The sequence below is a fragment of the Sulfitobacter sp. SK011 genome, assembly GCF_003352065.1.
In the GTDB taxonomy this organism is placed as follows: domain Bacteria; phylum Pseudomonadota; class Alphaproteobacteria; order Rhodobacterales; family Rhodobacteraceae; genus Sulfitobacter.
The window spans coordinates 2,988,673-3,008,207 of the sequence record NZ_CP025803.1 but is presented as its reverse complement, the minus strand read 5'-3'; the positions used below and the strand labels follow the sequence as shown (position 1 = coordinate 3,008,207).

Annotated in this window: 21 protein-coding genes; 13 read left to right on the top strand and 8 right to left on the bottom strand. The window is 58.3% G+C overall.

The genetic code is table 11. The annotated features are described in order from the left end of the window. Positions 1–21: 21 nt before the first annotated feature. Positions 22–411, top strand: coding sequence for a hypothetical protein (locus C1J02_RS14825; protein ID WP_254693112.1), 390 nt, complete (start codon positions 22–24; stop codon positions 409–411). A 9-nt stretch (positions 412–420) separates the two neighbouring features. Further along, positions 421–831, top strand: coding sequence for a VOC family protein (locus tag C1J02_RS14820; RefSeq protein ID WP_114879267.1), 411 nt, complete (start codon positions 421–423; stop codon positions 829–831). 5 nt (positions 832–836) lie between these two features. Here C1J02_RS14820 and C1J02_RS14815 read toward each other — a convergent pair whose 3' ends face one another. From C1J02_RS14815 to C1J02_RS14800, 4 genes are all read right to left on the bottom strand, one after another. Further along, on the bottom strand, positions 837–2,420 hold the full coding sequence (locus C1J02_RS14815) for a Ppx/GppA family phosphatase (RefSeq protein WP_114879266.1): 1,584 nt from the start codon (positions 2,418–2,420) through the stop codon (positions 837–839). Positions 2,421–2,524: 104 nt separating this feature from the next. Further along, entirely contained in the window at positions 2,525–4,699 is a 2,175-nt protein-coding gene (locus tag C1J02_RS14810) for an RNA degradosome polyphosphate kinase (protein WP_114880626.1), read from the bottom strand. 71 nt (positions 4,700–4,770) lie between these two features. Next, entirely contained in the window at positions 4,771–5,445 is a 675-nt protein-coding gene (locus C1J02_RS14805; protein WP_114879265.1) for a chromosomal replication initiator DnaA, read from the bottom strand. A 1-nt stretch (position 5,446) separates the two neighbouring features. After that, positions 5,447–6,529 (bottom strand): AI-2E family transporter, encoded by a 1,083-nt coding sequence (locus C1J02_RS14800; protein ID WP_114879264.1) that lies wholly within the window; start codon positions 6,527–6,529, stop codon positions 5,447–5,449. Between C1J02_RS14800 and C1J02_RS14795 the strand changes: the two genes are divergently transcribed. The 8 genes from C1J02_RS14795 (at position 6,528) to C1J02_RS14760 (ending at position 13,609) form a co-directional block, all read left to right on the top strand. Beyond that, on the top strand, positions 6,528–6,740 hold the full coding sequence (locus C1J02_RS14795; RefSeq protein WP_114879263.1) for a hypothetical protein: 213 nt from the start codon (positions 6,528–6,530) through the stop codon (positions 6,738–6,740). The two genes, C1J02_RS14800 and C1J02_RS14795, sit on opposite strands and share 2 nt — an antisense overlap. After that, the gene (locus tag C1J02_RS14790; RefSeq protein ID WP_114879262.1) at positions 6,737–7,036 is read left to right on the top strand and encodes a putative quinol monooxygenase; all 300 of its coding nucleotides are present in this window, start codon (positions 6,737–6,739) and stop codon (positions 7,034–7,036) included. The genes C1J02_RS14795 and C1J02_RS14790 overlap by 4 nt, the downstream gene beginning before the upstream one ends. Positions 7,037–7,253: 217 nt before the next feature. Further along, entirely contained in the window at positions 7,254–8,492 is a 1,239-nt protein-coding gene (gene pepT, locus C1J02_RS14785; RefSeq protein WP_114879261.1) for a peptidase T, read from the top strand. An 83-nt stretch (positions 8,493–8,575) separates the two neighbouring features. Then, entirely contained in the window at positions 8,576–9,916 is a 1,341-nt protein-coding gene (gene proS / locus C1J02_RS14780; RefSeq protein WP_114879260.1) for a proline--tRNA ligase, read from the top strand. A gap of 84 nt (positions 9,917–10,000) precedes the next feature. Continuing rightward, positions 10,001–10,498 carry a DUF2937 family protein gene (locus C1J02_RS14775; protein ID WP_368073788.1) on the top strand — a complete coding sequence of 166 codons (498 nt, stop codon included), beginning with the start codon at positions 10,001–10,003 and terminating at the stop codon, positions 10,496–10,498. A 51-nt stretch (positions 10,499–10,549) separates the two neighbouring features. Further along, positions 10,550–11,848: a lipoprotein-releasing ABC transporter permease subunit gene (locus C1J02_RS14770; RefSeq protein ID WP_254693111.1), complete on the top strand. Its 1,299-nt coding sequence runs from the start codon at positions 10,550–10,552 to the stop codon at positions 11,846–11,848. Beyond that, a complete protein-coding gene (locus C1J02_RS14765) occupies positions 11,841–12,524 on the top strand; it encodes an ABC transporter ATP-binding protein (protein WP_114879259.1) in 684 nt (227 codons plus the stop codon). Before C1J02_RS14770 ends, C1J02_RS14765 begins: the two co-directional genes overlap by 8 nt. A 107-nt stretch (positions 12,525–12,631) precedes the next feature. Then, the gene (locus tag C1J02_RS14760) at positions 12,632–13,609 is read left to right on the top strand and encodes an Ldh family oxidoreductase (protein WP_114879258.1); all 978 of its coding nucleotides are present in this window, start codon (positions 12,632–12,634) and stop codon (positions 13,607–13,609) included. Here C1J02_RS14760 and C1J02_RS14755 read toward each other — a convergent pair. Continuing rightward, positions 13,606–14,040: a DMT family transporter gene (locus tag C1J02_RS14755; RefSeq protein ID WP_114879257.1), complete on the bottom strand. Its 435-nt coding sequence runs from the start codon at positions 14,038–14,040 to the stop codon at positions 13,606–13,608. The two genes, C1J02_RS14760 and C1J02_RS14755, sit on opposite strands and share 4 nt — an antisense overlap. Before the next feature lie 104 nt (positions 14,041–14,144). On the opposite strand from C1J02_RS14755, the gene C1J02_RS14750 reads away from it, so the two are divergent. Then, positions 14,145–14,555 (top strand): cytochrome c, encoded by a 411-nt coding sequence (locus C1J02_RS14750; protein WP_368073758.1) that lies wholly within the window; start codon positions 14,145–14,147, stop codon positions 14,553–14,555. Here C1J02_RS14750 and C1J02_RS14745 read toward each other — a convergent pair. Next, positions 14,552–15,229, bottom strand: a complete 678-nt coding sequence (locus C1J02_RS14745; protein ID WP_114879256.1) for a hypothetical protein — start codon at positions 15,227–15,229, stop codon at positions 14,552–14,554. The genes C1J02_RS14750 and C1J02_RS14745 overlap by 4 nt on opposite strands. A 162-nt stretch (positions 15,230–15,391) precedes the next feature. Here C1J02_RS14745 and C1J02_RS14740 point away from each other — a divergent pair, with 162 nt between their 5' ends. Further along, the gene (locus C1J02_RS14740; protein WP_114879255.1) at positions 15,392–15,790 is read left to right on the top strand and encodes a c-type cytochrome; all 399 of its coding nucleotides are present in this window, start codon (positions 15,392–15,394) and stop codon (positions 15,788–15,790) included. A gap of 138 nt (positions 15,791–15,928) precedes the next feature. Here C1J02_RS14740 and C1J02_RS14735 read toward each other — a convergent pair whose 3' ends face one another. Together C1J02_RS14735 and C1J02_RS14730 are read right to left on the bottom strand one after the other, a co-directional pair. Continuing rightward, on the bottom strand, positions 15,929–16,615 hold the full coding sequence (locus C1J02_RS14735; RefSeq protein WP_162798329.1) for a hypothetical protein: 687 nt from the start codon (positions 16,613–16,615) through the stop codon (positions 15,929–15,931). Positions 16,616–16,797: 182 nt separating this feature from the next. Continuing rightward, positions 16,798–18,753, bottom strand: coding sequence for a type IIA DNA topoisomerase subunit B (locus tag C1J02_RS14730; RefSeq protein ID WP_114879253.1), 1,956 nt, complete (start codon positions 18,751–18,753; stop codon positions 16,798–16,800). Positions 18,754–18,920: 167 nt separating this feature from the next. Between C1J02_RS14730 and C1J02_RS14725 the strand changes: the two genes are divergently transcribed. After that, entirely contained in the window at positions 18,921–19,529 is a 609-nt protein-coding gene (locus C1J02_RS14725; RefSeq protein WP_114879252.1) for a carboxymuconolactone decarboxylase family protein, read from the top strand. The last annotated feature ends 6 nt before the right edge of the window (positions 19,530–19,535 follow it).

Here is a 19,535-nt window from a genome sequence, read left to right as displayed (position 1 = left end):
GGCACCTTTGAAAAACCCACCATGAACTGCTATATTACGTCCATGAAATATGCTGCTTCCTTTGCACTGGCCCTGTCCCTTGCCCCCCTCGTTGCCGGGGCTGAGGAGGATCGGGGGCTGTCCCTGATGGAGCGTGGTGCGCAGTTGTTCATGGAAGGGATCCTGAAAGAAATGGAACCTGCGATCGACGGGTTCGAAGGGTTGGCGGAACAGATGGGTCCGGCGCTCAAGAATTTTGCTGCCGAGATGGGGCCGAAGCTGACAGAATTGCTGGAACAAGTGGATGATTGGAGCGCCTATAGCGCGCCCGAGATGCTGCCGAACGGGGATATCATAATCCGTCGTAAACCGGATCATCCGATGGTGCCGCCCGAGACCCCGACCGAACCTGCGCCGCAGATCGAACTTTAGCCCCAACAGATGACCAGCAAACAACCCAACGGATCGGCATTCGATGCCATATGCGCGGTCGATTACACCGTGGTCATTGTCCGGGACATGGCGGCGATGCGCACATTTTATCAGGGTATTTTGCGGTTTTCCGTCGCGCGCGAACTGTCTGAAAACTGGATAGAATATCAGATTGGGCCGACCATACTTGCGCTGTCCAATCCGGGCCGGACCGGACAAGATGTGCCGACGCCAATGGGCAGTGCGGCGCTTCAGTTGGCTTTCAAGGTTCCGGTGCGGTCTGTTGATGCCTGCGCGGCAGAACTGGCGGATCAGGGGATCGCCATTCTGTCGCCGCCAACAAACCGGGATTTTGGCCATCGCACATTGTTCTTTCGCGATCCCGACGGCAATCTGATCGAGATTTTTGCCGAGATTTGACAGCGCTACTTCTCAGGTTTCCCTTTGCCGATCTTGACGACGACCTCAGCCCCAAGCGAATCTGCAAGCGAGTTCAGCCGCGCCTCTGCGACCTCACCAAAAAGCGGTTGCATGTCAGGGGTCAACCAAATCTCCAACAGCTTTTTCTGTGGAAACCAACGCATTTCGCCCCGGTCTTCATGCTTGTTCATCCACAACATCGCACCAAATCGCATGGCTTTGCCAAGGATTTCGGCCTCGTTACGGGTCTTTTCATCGACCATTTGATACAGGTCTTCAAACCGGGTGTTTTCACGTTTGTTTGAATAGCGGTGCAGCAGCGCCAGTCCCAAATAGACGCGTTCGGCATGTTTGAGCCCGCCCAGGTTGGCGCGTGTGGCGTTGTCAAAACAGACCTCAGCGCGGTAGTCGGGATGCGCGCGCCAGCTGACATCATGGAGCAGGCATGCCGCCTTGACCAATCGTTTGCGCGGTGCCGGGCTGGACTTATAGAGCGGTGCAATGAAATTGTTCAGGATTTTGCCAAACCCCGGCATCCGGGCATCTTTGGCTTCTGCAAAACGGCAGGCTTCGATCAGGGGATCGCGGTCGCGCAGGCGTTGCGGCATTTGTTCGTAAAGCATGCCTTCGCGGATGCCATAGCTGCTGACGGCGATGTCTTTGGGCTTGAACGATTTGACCAGACGGCTCAGCACTTCTGCGGCAAATGGGACCAGCGCCATGCGGGTCGACGAGACGCCGCAGGCCGCACGGATCTCATCAAGGTTGGATTTCTGGATGAACTTTACCGTCGCGCTGACCGAACGCACAGTCATGCGGTATTCATGCAGCACATGCAGCGGATAGCCGCGCCTGTACATGTCGATGCGGGCAATCGCGCGCCACGATCCACCCACAAGAAACAGACGGTCACGCTGTGCGCCCATCTTTTCCTGCAAACCATCCATCACGCCCTTGATATGCGCGTTTCGCGCCTTGGCACCGCCCTTGAGGTCGCGCAGTTTCAATGGCCCCAGCTGCGACGTCACGCGGCGGCCAACGCGCCCACCTGAAATTTCGGCCAGTTCCATCGAAGAACCGCCAATGTCGCAGACAAGGCCATAGGCACCCGGCCAGCCCAACAACACCCCCTGCGCGGACAACCGCGCCTCTTCCTCGCCGTCAATGACCCAGATGCGCAGACCGGTATCGCGGTGCACCTCATCACAAAAATCTTTGCCGTCACTGGCATCGCGCACCGCGGCTGTTGCCACAACGCTCAGTTCGCTTAACCCCATCCCGTCAGCCAGCTTTTTGAACCGCCGCATCGCGGACAGGGCGCGCACCCGGCCAGTGGGCGACAGATGGCCCGTTTCGGCCATGCCAGCGCCCAATGCGCACATGATCTTTTCATTGTAGAAATACGCAGGCGACCGTGCCGCCCCATCAAATACCACCAATCGGACAGAGTTTGAGCCGACATCAACCACCCCGACGCGCGCCAACGCACGGGCACTTGGGTCCTCAAAAAGCGGTTTTCCAAACAGCCCCAGGTCGGCCACACCGGTTTCGGGCACAGGTGTCGGGAGTGTATCGGTCTGGTCTGCCATGAGCTCTCCTGCGGGCCGTCCCTAGTGCTGCGCAAAATGCGGTACCGCGCCCGCGAGGTCAATCGTTAAGGGCGGCCGATACGCGGGATGAAAACCCATTGGTCCTAGTCTTCGGTGTGGGTGAGCTTTGGCACATCTGAGGCCCCGGCAGACCCGCGCCCGGACAAGGAGGGGTTTTCCATAAAGAAGCGGTGGCAGTTGAAGGCAAACTGTCCGGCAGGCAACGCGGGGCGTTCAAAAGTGCCGTCAGGGGCCATGACCCAGCTTTGCGCGACATCGGCCAGATTGGCGGCCATGATCTGGCTGGTGATCTGTGCTTTTACGGTGGGGTTTTCGATCTCGACCAATGTCTCAACGCGGCGGTTCAGGTTGCGGCCCATCCAATCGGCAGACGACATGAAAACGCGGGCTTTTTTGTGGGGCAACCCATAGCCATTGCCAAAGCAGACAATGCGCGAATGTTCCAGAAAACGGCCCACGATGGATTTGACCCGAATGTTTTCAGAAAGCCCTTTGACGCCGGGGCGCAATCCGCAGATACCGCGCACAACGAGGCTGATTTTAACCCCGGCCTGCGAGGCTTCATAAAGCGCGTCGATGACTTCGGAGTCGATGATCGAGTTCATCTTTGCCCAGATTTCGGCCGGTTTGCCAGCGGCTGCATGTTCGCCTTCTGCCTTGATCATCGCCAGAAGGCGCGGTTTCAGGGTGGTGGGAGAGATTGCCAGATTGTCGAGGCTGGCGGGCTGCGCATAGCCTGACAGATAGTTAAACACTTTCGTGGCGTCGCGCCCCAACCGCTGATCGCAGGTAAAGAGCGACAGATCGGTATAAATGCGGGCCGTGATCGGGTGGTAATTACCGGTGCCGTAGTGGGTATAGGTCACCAGTTGGTTGCCTTCCCGGCGCACGACGGTGCTGATTTTGGCATGGGTTTTCAGGTCGATGAACCCATAGACCACATGCGCGCCTGCACGTTCCAGTCGGCGCGATTGTCGAATGTTGGCGGCCTCGTCAAAACGGGCCTTGAGTTCCACCAATGCGGTGACAGATTTGCCGTCCTCGGCCGCTTCACACAGCGCCTCGACAATCGGGCTGTCGCGCGAGGTGCGATAAAGCGTCTGTTTGATCGCGACCACCTGTGGGTCGCGCGCGGCCTGGGCCAGAAACCGAACCACCATGTCAAAGGTCTCATAGGGGTGGTGCAGCAGCATATCCTTGTGCCGGATTGCCGCAAACATATCGCCGTCATGGTCGGTGACGCGTTCGGGAATGCGCGGGGTGAATTGCGGCCACAAAAGATCGGGGCGTGCGTCAGTGACAAGCTCGGACAGGTCATCGACACCGATCATGCCATCAATTTCGATCACATCCTGCGGGTGGACGCCCAGTTCGGCCATGACAATGGATTTTAGTTTCTCGGGCGCACCGGCAGAGTGGGTCAGGCGCACGACCTCACCCCTGCGACGGCGTTTCAGCGCAACTTCAAATTCGCGCACGAGGTCTTCGGCCTCGTCTTCGACCTCAAGATCACTGTCGCGCAGGACCCGGAATTCGAATTGCGCTTTGACTTTGTAGCCCGGAAAAAGCACGGGAATTTTAATGACCAGCAGGTCCTCAAGCGGCAGATACCGCAGGCAACCATCGGGTGCTGGCAGGGACACGAACCGTTCGATCTGTGCCGGAATTGGCAGCAGGGCTTGCAGGGGGCGCTTGTCTGCGGTGCGCTCAAGCTGCAGGGCCAGCGCATAGCCGGTGTTGGGGATGAACGGAAACGGGTGGGCCGGGTCAATGGCCAGCGGTGACAGAACGGCAAATACCTGATTGAGGAACACTTCTTCGAGATATTCGAGGTCCTCATCTGTCAGATCGGCGCTGCGTTCCAGCATGATGTTTTGCGCGTCCATTTCGGCCATCAGATCAACCAGTACGCGCTGTTGGTTTGCCATCAGATTGCGGGCGTTTTCGTTGATCAGGACAAGCTGTTCAGCGGGCGACAGACCATCTGCCGCGGGCGTGGTGTTGCCCGCCTGCGCCAATTCGCGCAGGCCCGCCACACGGACTGTGTAGAATTCATCAAGGTTATCGGCAGAGATCGACAGAAACCGCAACCGTTCCAGCAAGGGCACACGGGGGTTTTCGGCCTCTTCCAGCACCCGCCAGTTGAACGCCAGCCAGCTCAATTCGCGGTTAAAGAACCGACCCGTTCCGGCAATATCCAGATCGGGCAATTCGCTGGCAGGGGCAAAGGGGGCTTGAAGGAAATCGGCGTCGGTCATGATGGCCTTATGGCTTTGGTTTGTAACAGGAATGCGACTGGTGAAACGCGCTTGTGCCCCAAGTATCATGCTTATTGGGTGTCGTTGTCCAGCACCTGTGCCGCCAGATGGCGGGTGATCGGGCGTTTCTGCGCGATGCTGGCGGTATCAAGCTGGTCGATCAGTTCAATCGCGGCTGCAAAGGATCGGTCCATGCGGCTCAGCAGATAGGGGATCAGTTCCGGTTTGGGGGTAAGCTGGCGATCAGCCAGCAGCTTGACCAACAGCGCCGAAAGCAGCGCGTCATCGGGCGGATCAAGCGCCACAGCGGTCGCGGCTGCGACACGGCTGGTCAGATCAGGCAGGCTCAGACCCCAGCGCGGCACCGGGAGCGCGCCGGTCAAGAGCAGCGGATGCCGTTCGGCCAGCACAAGATTGTGCAGGTGAAAAAGGGCGGTTTGCGACGCCGGGTCGCCTGCAATACGCGGCACGTCCTCAACAGCAACCGCACCAGTGGCGAGGGCGGGAATATCGGCATTATTCAGGTCCGTGGCCGCGATGATCTTGGCCCCGGTCATGTCGGCCCACACATGCGCCAGATGGGTTTTTCCCGACCCTTCCGGCCCGGTCAGGACAAGCTTACCGCCCGCCCATGTCGCCCAGTTTTCAATCATCGCAAGCGCCATGGCATTGGTGGGGGCCACAAAAAAGGCATCCCGCCCCAGCGCCGTACGGCTGGGCAAATCAAACCCTAACTGCCTGACCATGTCAGATGTCGTCCGTGTTGCTGGCGGCACCGTTTTCAGTGCCTTTATAAAGCACGCTCTGCTGATATTGTTCGACGCCAAACCGGGCAATGACCCCGATGGCCGCCGCAACAGGGACCGCCACAAGCATTCCCACAAACCCAAAGAGGGTGCCAAAGGCTGACAGCGCCAGGATCAGCCAGACAGGGTGCAGGCCAACAGAGCTGCCAACCAATTTGGGCGTCAAAACGTTGCCTTCGATGACCTGACCAAGCGCAAAAATACCTGCGACCAGCCCGATGGACACCCAGTCACCCCAAAACTGGAACAGCGCCAGACCAATGGCCAATGCGCCGCCAATCAACGCGCCAAGATAGGGAATAAAGGTGACAACCCCCGCAACGAAGCCGACAACCAGACCAAATTGCAGGCCCACCAGCATCAGCGCGATGGCATAATAGGTACCAAGGATCAGGCAGACCGTGCCCATGCCGCGCACGAAGGATGCCAATGTCCGGTCAATCTCTCGGGCCAGATGGCGGATTGTCGGGGCATGATCGCGCGGCAGCATCCCGTCCACGGCGGCAACCATGCGGTCCCAATCCATCAACATGTAAACGGCGACCACGGGCACGATCACAAAGAGGATAATGATGTTCAGAATTGACGCAAATGACGCGAGCGCTGTCTGCAACACCTGACCACCGCGTTCCTGAACCGCGGCACCAACTGAGGTAATTGACGCACGCAAGGTGGACCCTTCGTCGAGGAGGGAGGGGAACCGTTCAGTCAGAAAATTGGTAAAGTCCCGCGCCAGTTGCGGGGCCGTTTCAAACAGGCTGATCGCCTGATTGACCAATGTCGGGACCACCAAAAGAGCCATGACGACAAATACCAGAACGCAAATGATTGTGATGATCGCGGTTGCCAGTCGGCGGCTCAGGCCCATCGCCTCAAGCCGGTCAGCGACAGGATCAAGGAAATAGGCGATGGCCCCGCCCAGCAGGAAGGGCAGCAAGACGTCACCGATGAACCACAGCGCCACCATCAACACCGCCGCGGCGATGCCCCAGTACTTTAGTTGATCTCTGATGGGCAGGGCCATGGGCGTCTCCGGTTTGGATGCATATCACATCGCCCATGTGGCCCTGCGTTTCAAGAGGCGCGGTGGGGAAATGGGTTGCCTGACTGCTGAAAGCCTTTGGCTTGATGCCGGCGTTGCCGCACTTTTCCAAGCCCGCGAGGGGGGTGACATCACCGGGTTTTCCGGGCAAAGCTGGCGATCAAACGCGACACTGGGCTGGGGCAAAGAATGACCGATACCGACGATGTCAGGATATTTCTGAACGGTCATATTGATGTACCCGATCACAGGCTGGATGCCGTCAGGGCGGCGCTGCCGATGCACATCGCGCTGACCCGCGCCGAAGAGGGCTGCATCACTTTTGATGTTGTGGAAAGCGATATAGTTCCGGGTCGCTTTATGGTGGTGGAAATTTTTGTCGATCAGGCAGCCTTTGACGCGCATCAGGTGCCGGCGCGTGGTTCAGAGTGGTTCAAAGTGACCGAAGGCATCGCGCGTCATTTCGCCATAACCACAGGCGGGCACTAGGGCCATTTGTCAGGTCAGAGCCGACAACAAGCAGAACCCGGGAAAGATGAACGGTGTATCGCGGGCATGTTTGGTCCTAATCGTCATGAATTTCCCGGTCAGTCGGCAGGCATCGACTCTGCACTTCAGCCGCGCAGGCTGATCGCCTTTTTGCCATCCCGTTGCTTGACAATCTGAGCGTGCAGGGTCCTCATGCGCGCACCTGGAAGGGGGCGATATGCGCAGTGAATTTGACACGGAACTTGAGACACGTCTGCTGCGCTACGCGGCAATTGACAGCCAAAGCGATGCGGCATCGCCAACGTCTCCCAGCACGGAAATTCAGCTTGATATGTCGCGCTTGCTGGTTGAGGAATTGCACGCCATTGGCGCGCAGGATGTGATGCTGACCGATTACGGCGTGGTGTTGGCCACCGTGCCGGCGACAGTTGAGGGGGCACCGGTGATGGGCTGGTGCGCGCATGTGGATACCGCGCCACAGTTCAATGCGACAGGTGTGAAACCGGTTGTGCATCGCGGCTACAACGGCGGTGACATCACCTTTGCTGACGCGCCGGATTTGAAATTATCCCCTGAAAATTCGCCGTACCTTGGGCAAAAACAGGGTGAGGATATCATTACGGCCAGTGGCCTGACCTTGCTGGGGGGCGACGACAAAGCCGGGGTGGCCATTGCAATTACAGCGGCTCGGCATCTGATTGAAAACCCACAGATCAAACATGGTGCAATCCGGCTCGCCTTTACCCCTGACGAAGAAATCGGGCGCGGGGTTGATACACGCTTGCCTGCCGATCTGGGCGTGGATTTTGCCTATACTTTTGATGGTGGCAAGCCCGGCGAGATCGAGTTTGAGACTTTTTCGGCCGACGGTGCCGTGATCAAGGTCGTTGGTGTGTCCGCGCACCCCGGCTTTTCCAAAGACAAGATGGTCAATGCCCTGCATCTGGCCGCGAAGATCGTGATGACCCTGCCGCAAGTGACAATGACCCCGGAAACCACTGAAAAGCTGGAAGGGTTCATCCACGTCAGCGAGATCAACGGCGGCTCGTCCGAGTGCACAATCACGTTAATCCTGCGGGATTTTGAACGCGAAGGCCTGGCCGCCAAGGGCGATCTGTTGCGACAGGTCTGTGCCACGGTCGCGGCAACGGAACCGCGTGCCGACATCACCTGCGAGATTACCCCGCAATACCGCAATATGCGCTATTGGCTGGAAAAAGATATGACCCCGGTCGAACTGGTACGCGGAGCGGTTGCCGCCGTGGGTCTGGACCCGGTATCGGTGCCGATCCGGGGCGGCACCGATGGGTCGCGCCTGACTGAGATGGGCGTGCCGTGCCCGAATGTCTTTACCGGAATGCAGGAAATTCACGGCCCCTTGGAATGGATTTCGGTGCAGGACATGGCGCTGGCCACAAAAGTGGCGATTGAACTGGCCCAACGCGCCGCGCAATGATCGCCCCTTGCGGATGGCGATTGTGTCGCGCGGGGCTTTGAATTAGGCAAGGCGTGACCCATTTTGAGCCAAGGAGCCGCCCAATGCGCCTGTCCCGTTACTTTTTGCCCGTCCTCAAGGAAAACCCGTCTGAGGCGCAGATTGTCAGCCATCGGTTGATGCTGCGGGCGGGGATGATCAAACAGGCAAGCGCGGGCATCTATTCGTGGCTGCCGATGGGCTTTAAAGTACTGCGTAAGCTTGAGAATATCGTGCACGAGGAACAGGCACGCGCCGGGCATATGGCGATGCTGATGCCGACAATCCAATCGGCGGACCTGTGGCGCGAAAGCGGTCGTTATGATGCCTATGGGGACGAAATGCTGCGCATCAAGGACCGGGGCGGGCGCGAAATGCTGTTCACGCCGACGGCAGAAGAGCTGATCACCGACATTTTCCGCAGCCATGTGGGGTCCTATAAGGATCTGCCGCTGACGATGTATCAGATCCAGTGGAAATTCCGCGACGAAGTGCGGCCGCGTTTCGGCGTCATGCGGGGGCGCGAGTTTCTGATGAAGGATGGCTACAACTTTGATCTGACCAAAGAAGACGCCATGCACTCTTACAATCGTCATCTGGTCAGCTATCTGCGCACCTATGAGCGTATGGGATTGCAAGCGATCCCAATGCGCGCGGATTCGGGCCCCATCGGCGGCGATGACACGCATGAGTTTCTGGTGCTGGCCGAAACGGGCGAGTCCGAGGTGTTTTACGACAGCGCGGTGACCGATCTGACCTTTGGTGATCGGGTAATTGATTATGGCGATCACGCACAGTGTGCGGCCGTTTTGGAAGAATTTACCAGCAAATATGCACGCACGGACGAAACACACGACGAGGCGCTCTTTAACGAGGTGCCAGAGGAGCGTCGCCGCACCGCGCGCGGTATTGAAGTGGGCCAGATTTTCTATTTCGGCACAAAATATTCCGACGCGATGGGGGCAAAGGTGCAAGGCCCGGATGGCAAACCTGTGCCAGTCCACATGGGCAGCCACGGCATTGGTGTCAGCCGCCTGTTGGGCGCGATCATCGAGGCCAGCCATGACGACAAGGGCATCATCTGGCCCGAAGGGGTCACACCGTTTCATGCGGGCATAGTCAACCTCAAACAGGGCGACGCCGAAGCGGATGCCGCTTGTGAGGCGCTTTATGACAGCCTGACAGCACTTGGTCTTGAGCCGCTTTATGACGACCGCGATGAACGCGCGGGCGGCAAATTTGCGACAATGGATTTGGTCGGCTTGCCATGGCGGATCACCGTGGGGCCAAGAGGCCTCAAGAATGGTGTGGTTGAACTGACCTCACGGCGCACCGGCGTCAGCGAAGAATTGCCGCCTGAACAGGCCGTAGAGCGGTTGGCCCGGATTTACGCGGGGATTGCTTGACCGCACTTGGATGGCTCGTGATAGGTTGGCTGAAAAAGGCAGCGTGTTAACAGGCATATCCAGACGGGTGATAGATTGATAATTGTGCGTGCTTTGACATTGGCAGGCGGGTTGGCCGGGGCTGTGACAACATCGCAATTCCCGGAATTTTCGCAACAATATACCCAGCGACTGGGCGGTGCCGTGGACGCGCTGGCCGAAGTGGTTGCGGATTTTGATGCGTCCGCACAAGCGGTTGGGCTGAGCCGCGATGCGGCATTGGCGCAGCTGCAGGGAACCGATTTTCTGAACCGGCGCAGGGTGGATATGACCCAGACGTTCGGGCGCTATGCGGCGCTGAAAGGTGACCTTGCCGAACTCAAAGGTGCTGGGCCATTCATGCGGGCCTATCACCTGCCGCGCCTGACCGATCCGCAGATTGCTGCGGCAGCCTGGGACGACTACCAACCCGCCTTGCCGCTCAATTTCGCCGGGATCATCTTTGGTGGGGTCGGGTTTGTTCTGGCAAGCCTGTTGCTGGGCGCTGTCTTGAAACTATTAGTGTGGCCGTTTCGCCGCCGCGATGCCGCAAAGGCGGCTTGACGCTGTCCCCCCAAACCCGCAGTTTGCGGCCAAGATGTCAGGAGCCTTTTGATGGCCGGAAAAACCTCGCGAAACACCGCACCTTTTGCGCCATTTGAATGGATGATCGCATGGCGCTACCTGCGCGCGCGCCGCGCCGAGGGTGGGGTCAGCGTGATGACCTGGATCAGTCTGATCGGCATTACGCTTGCGGTTTTTGCCCTGATTGCGACGCTCGCGGTGCGGTCTGGGTTCCGGGCTGAATTTGTCGATACGATCTTGGGCGCGAATGCCCATGTGACGGTCTATACGCTGGGCGAAGTGAACGCGGCGGGGGTAATTGACCGGTCGATCTCAAATTATACCGAAATGGCCGCCGAGGTCGCAAAAGTGCCAGGGGTGACGCGGGTGGCACCTTTGGTGCGGGGCCAGGTGATGGCGAACAAGCGTCAGGCCAATGCGGGTGTCGAAGTCTTTGGCATTGCCGCGGCCAATCTCAAAACCATCCCGCGCATTGCCCATTCCGATCAGGCGCAGGGCGATATCAACCGTTTTGAAGAGGGGATCGCCATTGGCATCGGCGTGGCCAACACACTGGGTGTCACCGTTGGTGATACGATCAAGCTGATTTCCCCAAATGGGGCGGTGACACCGATGGGGCGCAGCCCGCGGGTGAATGGGTATGAGGTGGTTTATATCTTTGCGGCAGGCCGATATGATATCGACCGGACGCGGGCATATCTACCACTTGCCGAGGCGCAATCTTTCTTTAATCGTGAAGGGTTGGCGGATGAACTTGAAGTGATGGTTGAAGAGCCGGAAGCGGTTGATGCGATGGCCCCTGCGCTGCTGCAGGCCGCCGGGCCCAGCTCTCAGGTCTGGACATGGCGCGATGCGTCAGGCTCGTTTCTGAATGCGCTTGATATTGAGGACCGGGTGATGTTCGTGATCCTCAGTGTTCTGGTGTTGATCGCGGCAATGAACATTGTGTCGGGCCTGATCATGCTGGTGAAAAACAAGGGCCGCGATATTGGCATATTGCGCACGATGGGACTGACCGAAGGGTCGGTGTTGCGGGTGTTTTTCATCTGTGGCGCGTTCACAGGCATCATCGGCACCGCATTGGGCGTGATCCTGGGGTGTCTCTTTGCGATCTACGTCGATCAGGTCTTTGGCTTTGTGAATTATCTCAGTGGCGGCACCGCTTGGGATGCGTCGATCAGGGGCATCTATTTCCTGCCCGCCAAGCTGCAACTGAACGATGTGTTGTCAGCGGTGGCTCTGTCGCTGGGGTTGTCGTTCATCGTGACCATTTTCCCTGCACGCCGTGCGGCCCGTATGAACCCGGTTGAGGCGTTGCGTTATGAATGATCCGGTGCTGCGCCTGAATGGCATTACCAAGGCCTATAACAAGGGTGCCGTAAATGAAGTGACCGTGCTGCGCGGCATCGACCTTGATGTGGCCACGGGCGAGGTGGTGGCATTGGTCGCCCCCTCGGGTGCAGGCAAATCAACCCTGCTGCATATAGCAGGGCTGCTGGACACGCCGGACGCGGGCACAGTGGCCATTGGTGGCGATGACATGACCGGGCAAACTGACCGCAGGCGCACGCGGGTGCGGCGTGCTGATGTTGGATTTATCTATCAATTTCATCACCTTCTGCCGGAATTCACAGCCACGGAAAACATCGTTCTGCCCCAGCTTGCGGATGGCGTGGCGCGGAACGCGGCAGAAACGCGGGCCAATGAACTGCTGGCTCAGGTGGGCATTGCGGGGCGCGCAGACCACCGTCCGGCAGCCCTGTCTGGCGGTGAACAACAACGGGTTGCCTTTTGCCGTGCACTTGCCAATCAGCCGCGCCTGCTGCTCGCGGATGAACCCACCGGCAACCTTGATCCCACCACATCCGATCAGGTGTTTGGCGCGTTGATGGACCTGGTGCGCAGCACCGGACTGTCTGCGGTGATTGCGACCCATAACCTGGAACTTGCCGCGCGCATGGACCGCCAGATCCGGCTGGACAATGGCCGCCTGGTGCCGATTTAAGGATTTGTCCGAGTGCCTGAATGCGTTGATCATCGCTTGACGCCAAGCCCAACCTTTGATCACACTGGAATGCGGCCCTCTGGCCAAGGAATTTAAAGGATTTGGACATGGTGCAGGTATCGCTCAAAGACATAGAAGCGACAACTCAGGCCGCATTGGTTGCCCATGGTGCCGATGCGTTTGCCGCAGCCGAGGTGGCGCGTGCGGTGGCAGCCGCCGAATCTGTCGGCAACAGGATTTGTGGTCTCTACTATGTGGAAAGCTATTGCCAGCAGCTGAAATCGGGCCGCGTCAAGGGCGATGTTGTGCCCGTGGTCAGCACGCCGCGCTCAGCCGTGGTGAATGTTGACGCGCTTTTTGGATTTGCCCAGCCGGCCTTTGCCTATGGCTTGCCCGTGGCGCTGGATGCCGCGCGACAGGCCGGGATTGCGACCTTGGCCGTTGGCCATGCACATACCTGCACCTCTTTGGGCTATTTCACCGAACAGATTGCGCGCGCCGGGCTGATTGGCCTGGGGTTCACCAATGCATCGCCGATTGTTGCCGCACCGGGCGGTAAGTCGCGGGTGATTGGCACCAACCCGATCTCATTTGCCGTACCGGACGGGCGCGGCGGTGTGGCGATGCTCTTTGATCAATCGACCACCACGGTGGCCTTGGGCAAGATCACCATGGCGCAGGCAGCGGGGGAGGCTATTCCCGAAGGCTGGGCATTGGACGAAGCTGGCAATCCGACGACCGACCCGGAAGCGGCCTTGAAGGGCTCTCTGGTGTCGGTGGGCGGTTACAAAGGCTGGGGTTTTGGCCTGATGGCCGAGCTGCTGGCCGCGGGTATGACAGGCGGGGTTCTGTCAAAGGACGTCAAACCGCTCAAGGCACCGGAAGGGGCACCGCATGATCTGGGGCAATACTACATTCTGATCGATCCCTCAGCCTCACATGCATTCGCCGCGCGGCTGAAAGAGCTGTCAGCCGCTGCCGCGCAGGATCCAGGGGCACGGATGCCGGGGCAGGGCAAGAAACCTGCCGATCCGGTAGAGGTCAAAGATGCGGTCTGGGCCCAGATAAAAGGGTTTGCGGGCTAAACCTGCTGGGTCAGCCACACCCCGGCCGCCATCAGGCCAATGCCGCCTGCACGGGCCAAGCCCAAGGGCGATACCTGTGCGCCAAAAAGGCCAAAGTGGTCAATTGCGGCGGCTGAGATCAACTGTCCCAACAGCACAAAGAACACCGCGTTGCCGACGCCAAAATGCGGCGCGATAAAGGTGATCGACAGCACGTAGAACGCCACCAGAAGCCCGCCCAGAAACAGGTGCTTTGGTGTGCCTGCAAAGCGGGCAAAAGCCTGAGGCCCGGTCACCACCGCGACGCTTAGGCTGGCTGCAAAAGCGATGACAAACAACACTGTAGCGGCTGCCGCTGGCGATCCGATGCGGGTGCCAAGTGCCGCGTTAAGGGCCGCAAGAATGGGGATGCCGACCCCCGCAACCAGCATGATGAAGGCATAGTGGGCCATGTGCGCGTTTCCTGACTTTCTTGAATTGATCTGGATCATGGCCGCGGCGGCAGGTATGGGCAAGCATGGATCACCATTTACGCCCCCAATCTGAGGTTAATACCATGCGCCGCATCATCTTGGTCACAACAGCCACAGCGGCCTTTGCGGGTCTGATCGCCTGCACCGTGCCGACCATGCCGGAAGCGCCAGAGGGCCGTGCGTTCTTTGCTGAAAACTGCGTGTCCTGTCATGGCGGGGCCGGGCGCGGCGATGGGCCATTGGCGGCGGGGCTGACGCCCAAACCCACGGATCTGATGGTTCTTGCGCGCGGCAATGGCGGCACATTCCCAACCGCGCGCGCGCTCAGCTATATCTACGGCAATCCGGCGGACAGCCATCTTTCCCGCGTGATGCCCGAGTTTGGCGGCGTGATGGCGGATGATCTGGTGCCAGTTGAAGTCGACGGCGTGATGACCCCGACGCCCCGTGTGCTGGCCGGTTTGCTGGCCTATCTGGAAAGCATTCAACGCTAACCGCAGATCCGTTTCAGCGTGACACCGTCCCATGGCAACCGCACATCAAATTCGCGGCTTTGCGGCAGGGGTGCCACCGGCATGACACCGGAAATCAACCTGTGCAGACGCTTGGTGCGCGGCGCTTGCGGGGCCAGGGCGCGGCAACAGACAAACTCCTCAACGATGGACCCTTGCTGCTCAAATCCGAAATCCTGAAACTTGCGATTGTTCGCAATATCAAATAGATAAGGATCCGCGCCGCCGCCATGTTCCGTCGCCGCGCGCAGCGGTGAATAGCCCGTGCGCGCCCGGTTCTGCCATTGCCAGACATGGGTCATCTCATGGGCAAGCAGCATCGCGGCGATCAGGCCGATCTTGTCTGGATAGTCGGGCAGATAGTCATCCAGATACCAGTCCTCGTCAAAAAGCACGGTATTAAAAAGCGCGACTGCGGCGGGTTTGGTGGTGATCACCTCATCGGTGACGGGTGGCAGAATCAATTCCCGACAGGTGGTGCGCGGACGCGGTTTATACCGGAAAGTCACGGCCCGCGTGGGCGCACCCTCATGCAGGCGCACCCGGTCAAGGTTCAGGCTTTCGCCGTGGATGGTGGCCATAAACGCGCGCTCATTCTGGGTAAGCGGACGCCCGCAGGAGGCAAGAAACAGCAAGATGAGGAGGGCGCGGACCATGGTAAAGAGTTAGGCGCGGGATGCCGGACAGTTCAAGCGGTAAATGTTGGGCGGTGCATCGCATCTGCATGATGTCGCGGCCCCGCGCGGATTGATCAAGATCATGGCGGCCCCGGGTTCGTGCTGCGTAATATGGGGGTGAATGGTAAAAGGAGACCCCGGATGAAACCTCTGATCGGATTGGTCAGCGCCTTTGCGCTGATGCAGGGCGCGGCCCAGGCACAGGATGTAAATATAGGTGCCGAGATTTACGCCCATTACTGTGCCACTTGTCACGGGGCGGATTTGGCGGGCGACGGCCCGATGTCTCCGGCGCTGCTTTTGCAGCCGCCCAACCTTTTGCAACTGAGCCAGCGCAATGACGGCGTGTTTCCGATGACGCGCGTCGTGATGCGCATCGACGGCCGTGACCCGCTGGTCAGTCACGGATCACCGATGCCGGTCTATGGCCCGTTCTTTGACGGTGACGATACGGCGCTCAAGGCCGAGACCGGCCAACCGATCATGACCAGCCGCCCGGTGGTTGATTTGGTGGCGTATTTGATTTCCGTGCAGGAGTGAGGGGGAATCCACCGAAACAACAACTGCAGCCATCCGCAGAAATTAGGAAACCCAATACGCGTTTTGAGTATTGCCCCTTGCCCCACGGGGAAGGGGTTTCAGCGGGACGGTGGGGCAGGCGCGTCGTGTCTATTAATCTCAACTGTTAGGAAACTGATCGAAATCATCTTTAAGCGATCGAAATAGGTCTGAACGGACAAATTCGGCCTCTCGACGCAGAGTTTCAGCATCTATTATCTTCTGCTGTTTTTCAGAAATTCCGGCCATAATTTTTTGGCTGCTTTTCGCCCGAAGGATATAATATTGCCATATCATTTTATTTGGAGTGAAATTGTGCTTTGAATACGTCCAATCACCGCACCTAATTGAGTCTTGTTTCCAGTCTTTGGTTTCAGAGATAATTGAACCAAAAAAGGTCAGAGGACCAAGCTTGACGAAAGTGGCGCAGAAGTTTCCACTTTCTGTGTACATCAAATCTCGCTCAATAGAGCGATGTATGTAAGTGTTCCAGTTTGAAGGTAAATCATCAGCATCGAAGTGATTAAAGTAACCATTATACAAGAAATAAAGTCGATGCGCTCCTGGGTTGCTAGTCTCGCCTATCAAAAATTGGCGCCAAACTTCAGCTGCTTGTTTCACCTTTTTAAAATCAATTGCGCCAGTTTTCCGGTCAATCTTTCGATACAATTGTGAATGTACTGTGCGGATAGCCAACGAGGCCGCAAATCGTGATAACCAGCCACCATACCCGCCTTCTAGCGGTTCTCGCCTTGTTGCGGGTTTGAATATTTTTGAGCTTGCAGTATTCTCCCATCGAGAAAGCATCTGCTCGCAATCATTGCAGTACAATGGGTGCTTATCTCCATCTTGTACCCGTCAATTAGGGTTTTTCCCTTTTCGCAACATGGGGCTTGCAGCCGTATCCTTTTGCCGTTTGAAGGCAAACGCTGGGATCATGTGGCTTTGAACCAGAGTTTTTGACTGTGAGCATAACCAACAGTTACCCCTCAAACATCCAACTCCTCCACAAACTGAGCGTTCTCCTGAATATAGGCATACCGCAGTTCCGGTTTTTTCCCCATCAGGCGCTCGACCAGATCACTGGTTTCCCCCGGCATGTCCTCCTGCACGGTCACCCGGATCAGTTTGCGGGTGGTCGGGTCCATGGTAGTTTCTTTGAGGTCCTTCGCGTCCATCTCTCCCAGACCTTTAAAGCGGCTGACATCGATCTTGCCACGCCCGCCCAGTCCTTTCTCAAGCCACAAGTTTTTCTCTGCTTCATCAAGGCAATAGACCCGCTTTGGCCCTTGCGTCAGGCGGAACAGCGGCGGGCAGGCCAGATACAGGTGACCTGCGTCAATCATCGGGCGCATCTGGGTGAAAAAGAACGTCATCAACAGCGACGCGATATGCGCGCCGTCGACATCCGCGTCCGTCATGATGATGATCTTGTCATAGCGCAGATCGTCGAGCACGAATTTGGACCCCATGCCCACGCCCAGTGCCTCGCACAGATCGCTGATTTCGGCGTTGGTGTTCAGCTTGCCTGACGCCGCCCCGAGCACGTTCAAAATCTTGCCCTTCAGCGGCAGCAGCGCCTGATTGACTCGGTTGCGCGCGCCTTTGCCAGAACCGCCAGCCGAGTCGCCCTCGACGATGAACAATTCGGTACCCTCGCGCGATTTGCTGGTGCAATCGGTCAGCTTGCCGGGCAGGCGTAGTTTCTTGGTCGCGGACTTGCGGGCGGTTTCCTTTTCCTGACGGCGGCGCAGACGCTCTTCTGCGCGCAGCACCAGAAAATCAAGGATGGCCCCGGCGGATTTCGTGTCTGCCGCCAGCCAGTTGTCAAAGTGGTCGCGCACCGCGTTTTCGACCATGCGCTGTGCTTCAACGGTGGCCAGACGGTCCTTGGTCTGGCCCACGAATTCCGGCTCGCGGATAAAACACGACACCAACGCGCAACCGCCGGTGATCAGGTCCTCGCGGGTGATGGTGGCGGCCTTGCGGTTGCTCGACAACTCGCCATAGGCCTTGATGCCCTTGAGGATCGCGGCCCAGAACCCGGCCTCATGGGTGCCGCCTTCGGGCGTCGGGATGGTGTTGCAATAGGACTGGATAAATCCATCGCGCGAGGGCGTCCAGTTGATCGCCCATTCGACCTTGCCAGGGGTGTTGAACTTGTCCTTGAAGTCGACCGTGCCTGCAAAAGGCGCATCGGCATAGGTGGTCGACCCGCCAAGTGTTTCCTTCAGATAATCGGACAATCCACCGGGAAAATGAAACGTGGCCTCTTGCGGTGTGTCGCCGTCCGTCTGCGCCGTTTTCCAGCGGATTTCGACGCCGGAAAACAGGTAAGCCTTGGACCGCGCCATCGCAAAGAGCCGCGCGGGCTTGAGCTTTAAAGCGCCAAAGATTTCAGGGTCAGGATGGAACGTCACCGCTGTGCCGCGCCGATTGGGGGCAGCCCCGATTTTCTCAAGCGGTCCTTGTGGAAGCCCGCGCGAGAATTCCATCGCATAAAGCTCGCGGTTGCGCGCCACCTCGACCCGCAGATGATCAGACAGGGCGTTGACCACGGATGAGCCGACCCCGTGCAATCCGCCAGAGGTTTCATAAGAATCCCCCGAAAACTTGCCGCCCGCGTTCAGCGTGCAGAAAATGATCTCCAACGCCGATTTGCTGGGGTCCTTGGGATGTGGATCGGTGGGGATGCCGCGCCCGTTGTCGCGCACGGTGACATGGCCGTTCTCGTGCAGTTCCAGTTCGATCCACGTGGCATGCCCCGCAACCGCCTCGTCCATCGAGTTGTCGATGATCTCTGCCACCATGTGATGCAGCGCGCGGTCATCCTTGCCACCGATGTACATGCCGGGGCGCAGGCGGACGTGCTCCATATCCTCCAACACCTGAATGGAGGAGGCATCGTATTCGCTGGGCTTCTGGCTTGAAAGAAGATCGGACATGGGGCTGCTCTTTCTTATTGTTGGCCGTATTTTGACAGGGCAGCGTGCCGGGGGCAATCGCGTTGATTGCTTAATCCACAGCTTTTCGACCTCGCAAAGGTGCGAAACCCGCCTTGTGGTCGTCGCGCAATCTCCTCACACTCCCCAAAAAGACAAAGGAACCTCCCATGCCCTGGATCAAGACCATCCCTTTTGAGGCTGCCACCGGCAAGCTCAAGGATCTCTATGCCCGCGTGACCGGCCCCGGCAACAATGTGGATAACATCATGATGATGCACTCGTTGCGGCCCCACACGATGGAGGGGCATATGGCGGTTTACAAATACGTGCTGCACCACCGCGACAACACAATTCCCAAATGGTTTCTTGAAGTGCTGGGGGTCTGGGTTTCGGCGCTGAATTCCTGCGACTATTGCGTCGAACACCATTTTGCCGGGATGAAACGCTTGTTGCGCGATGATGCGCGCGCCGATGCCATTCGCGCGGCAATTGAGGCAGGGCAGGTGGCTGAGACACCTTTGGACGCGGCACAACAGGCGGCGATGATCTATGCGCGCAAACTGAGCGGGTCACCGGCGGAGATGATCGAAGGTGACGTCACAGCGTTGCGCGATGCGGGTTGGGATGATGGCGAAATTCTTGAGATCAATCAGGTGGTGGCTTATTTCGCTTATGCCAACCGCACTGTGCTGGGGCTGGGGTGTTCGACCAAGGGCGACATCATCGGGTTGAGCCCCGGAAACTCGGATGACCCGGATGATTGGGGCCACCATTAACAGCCT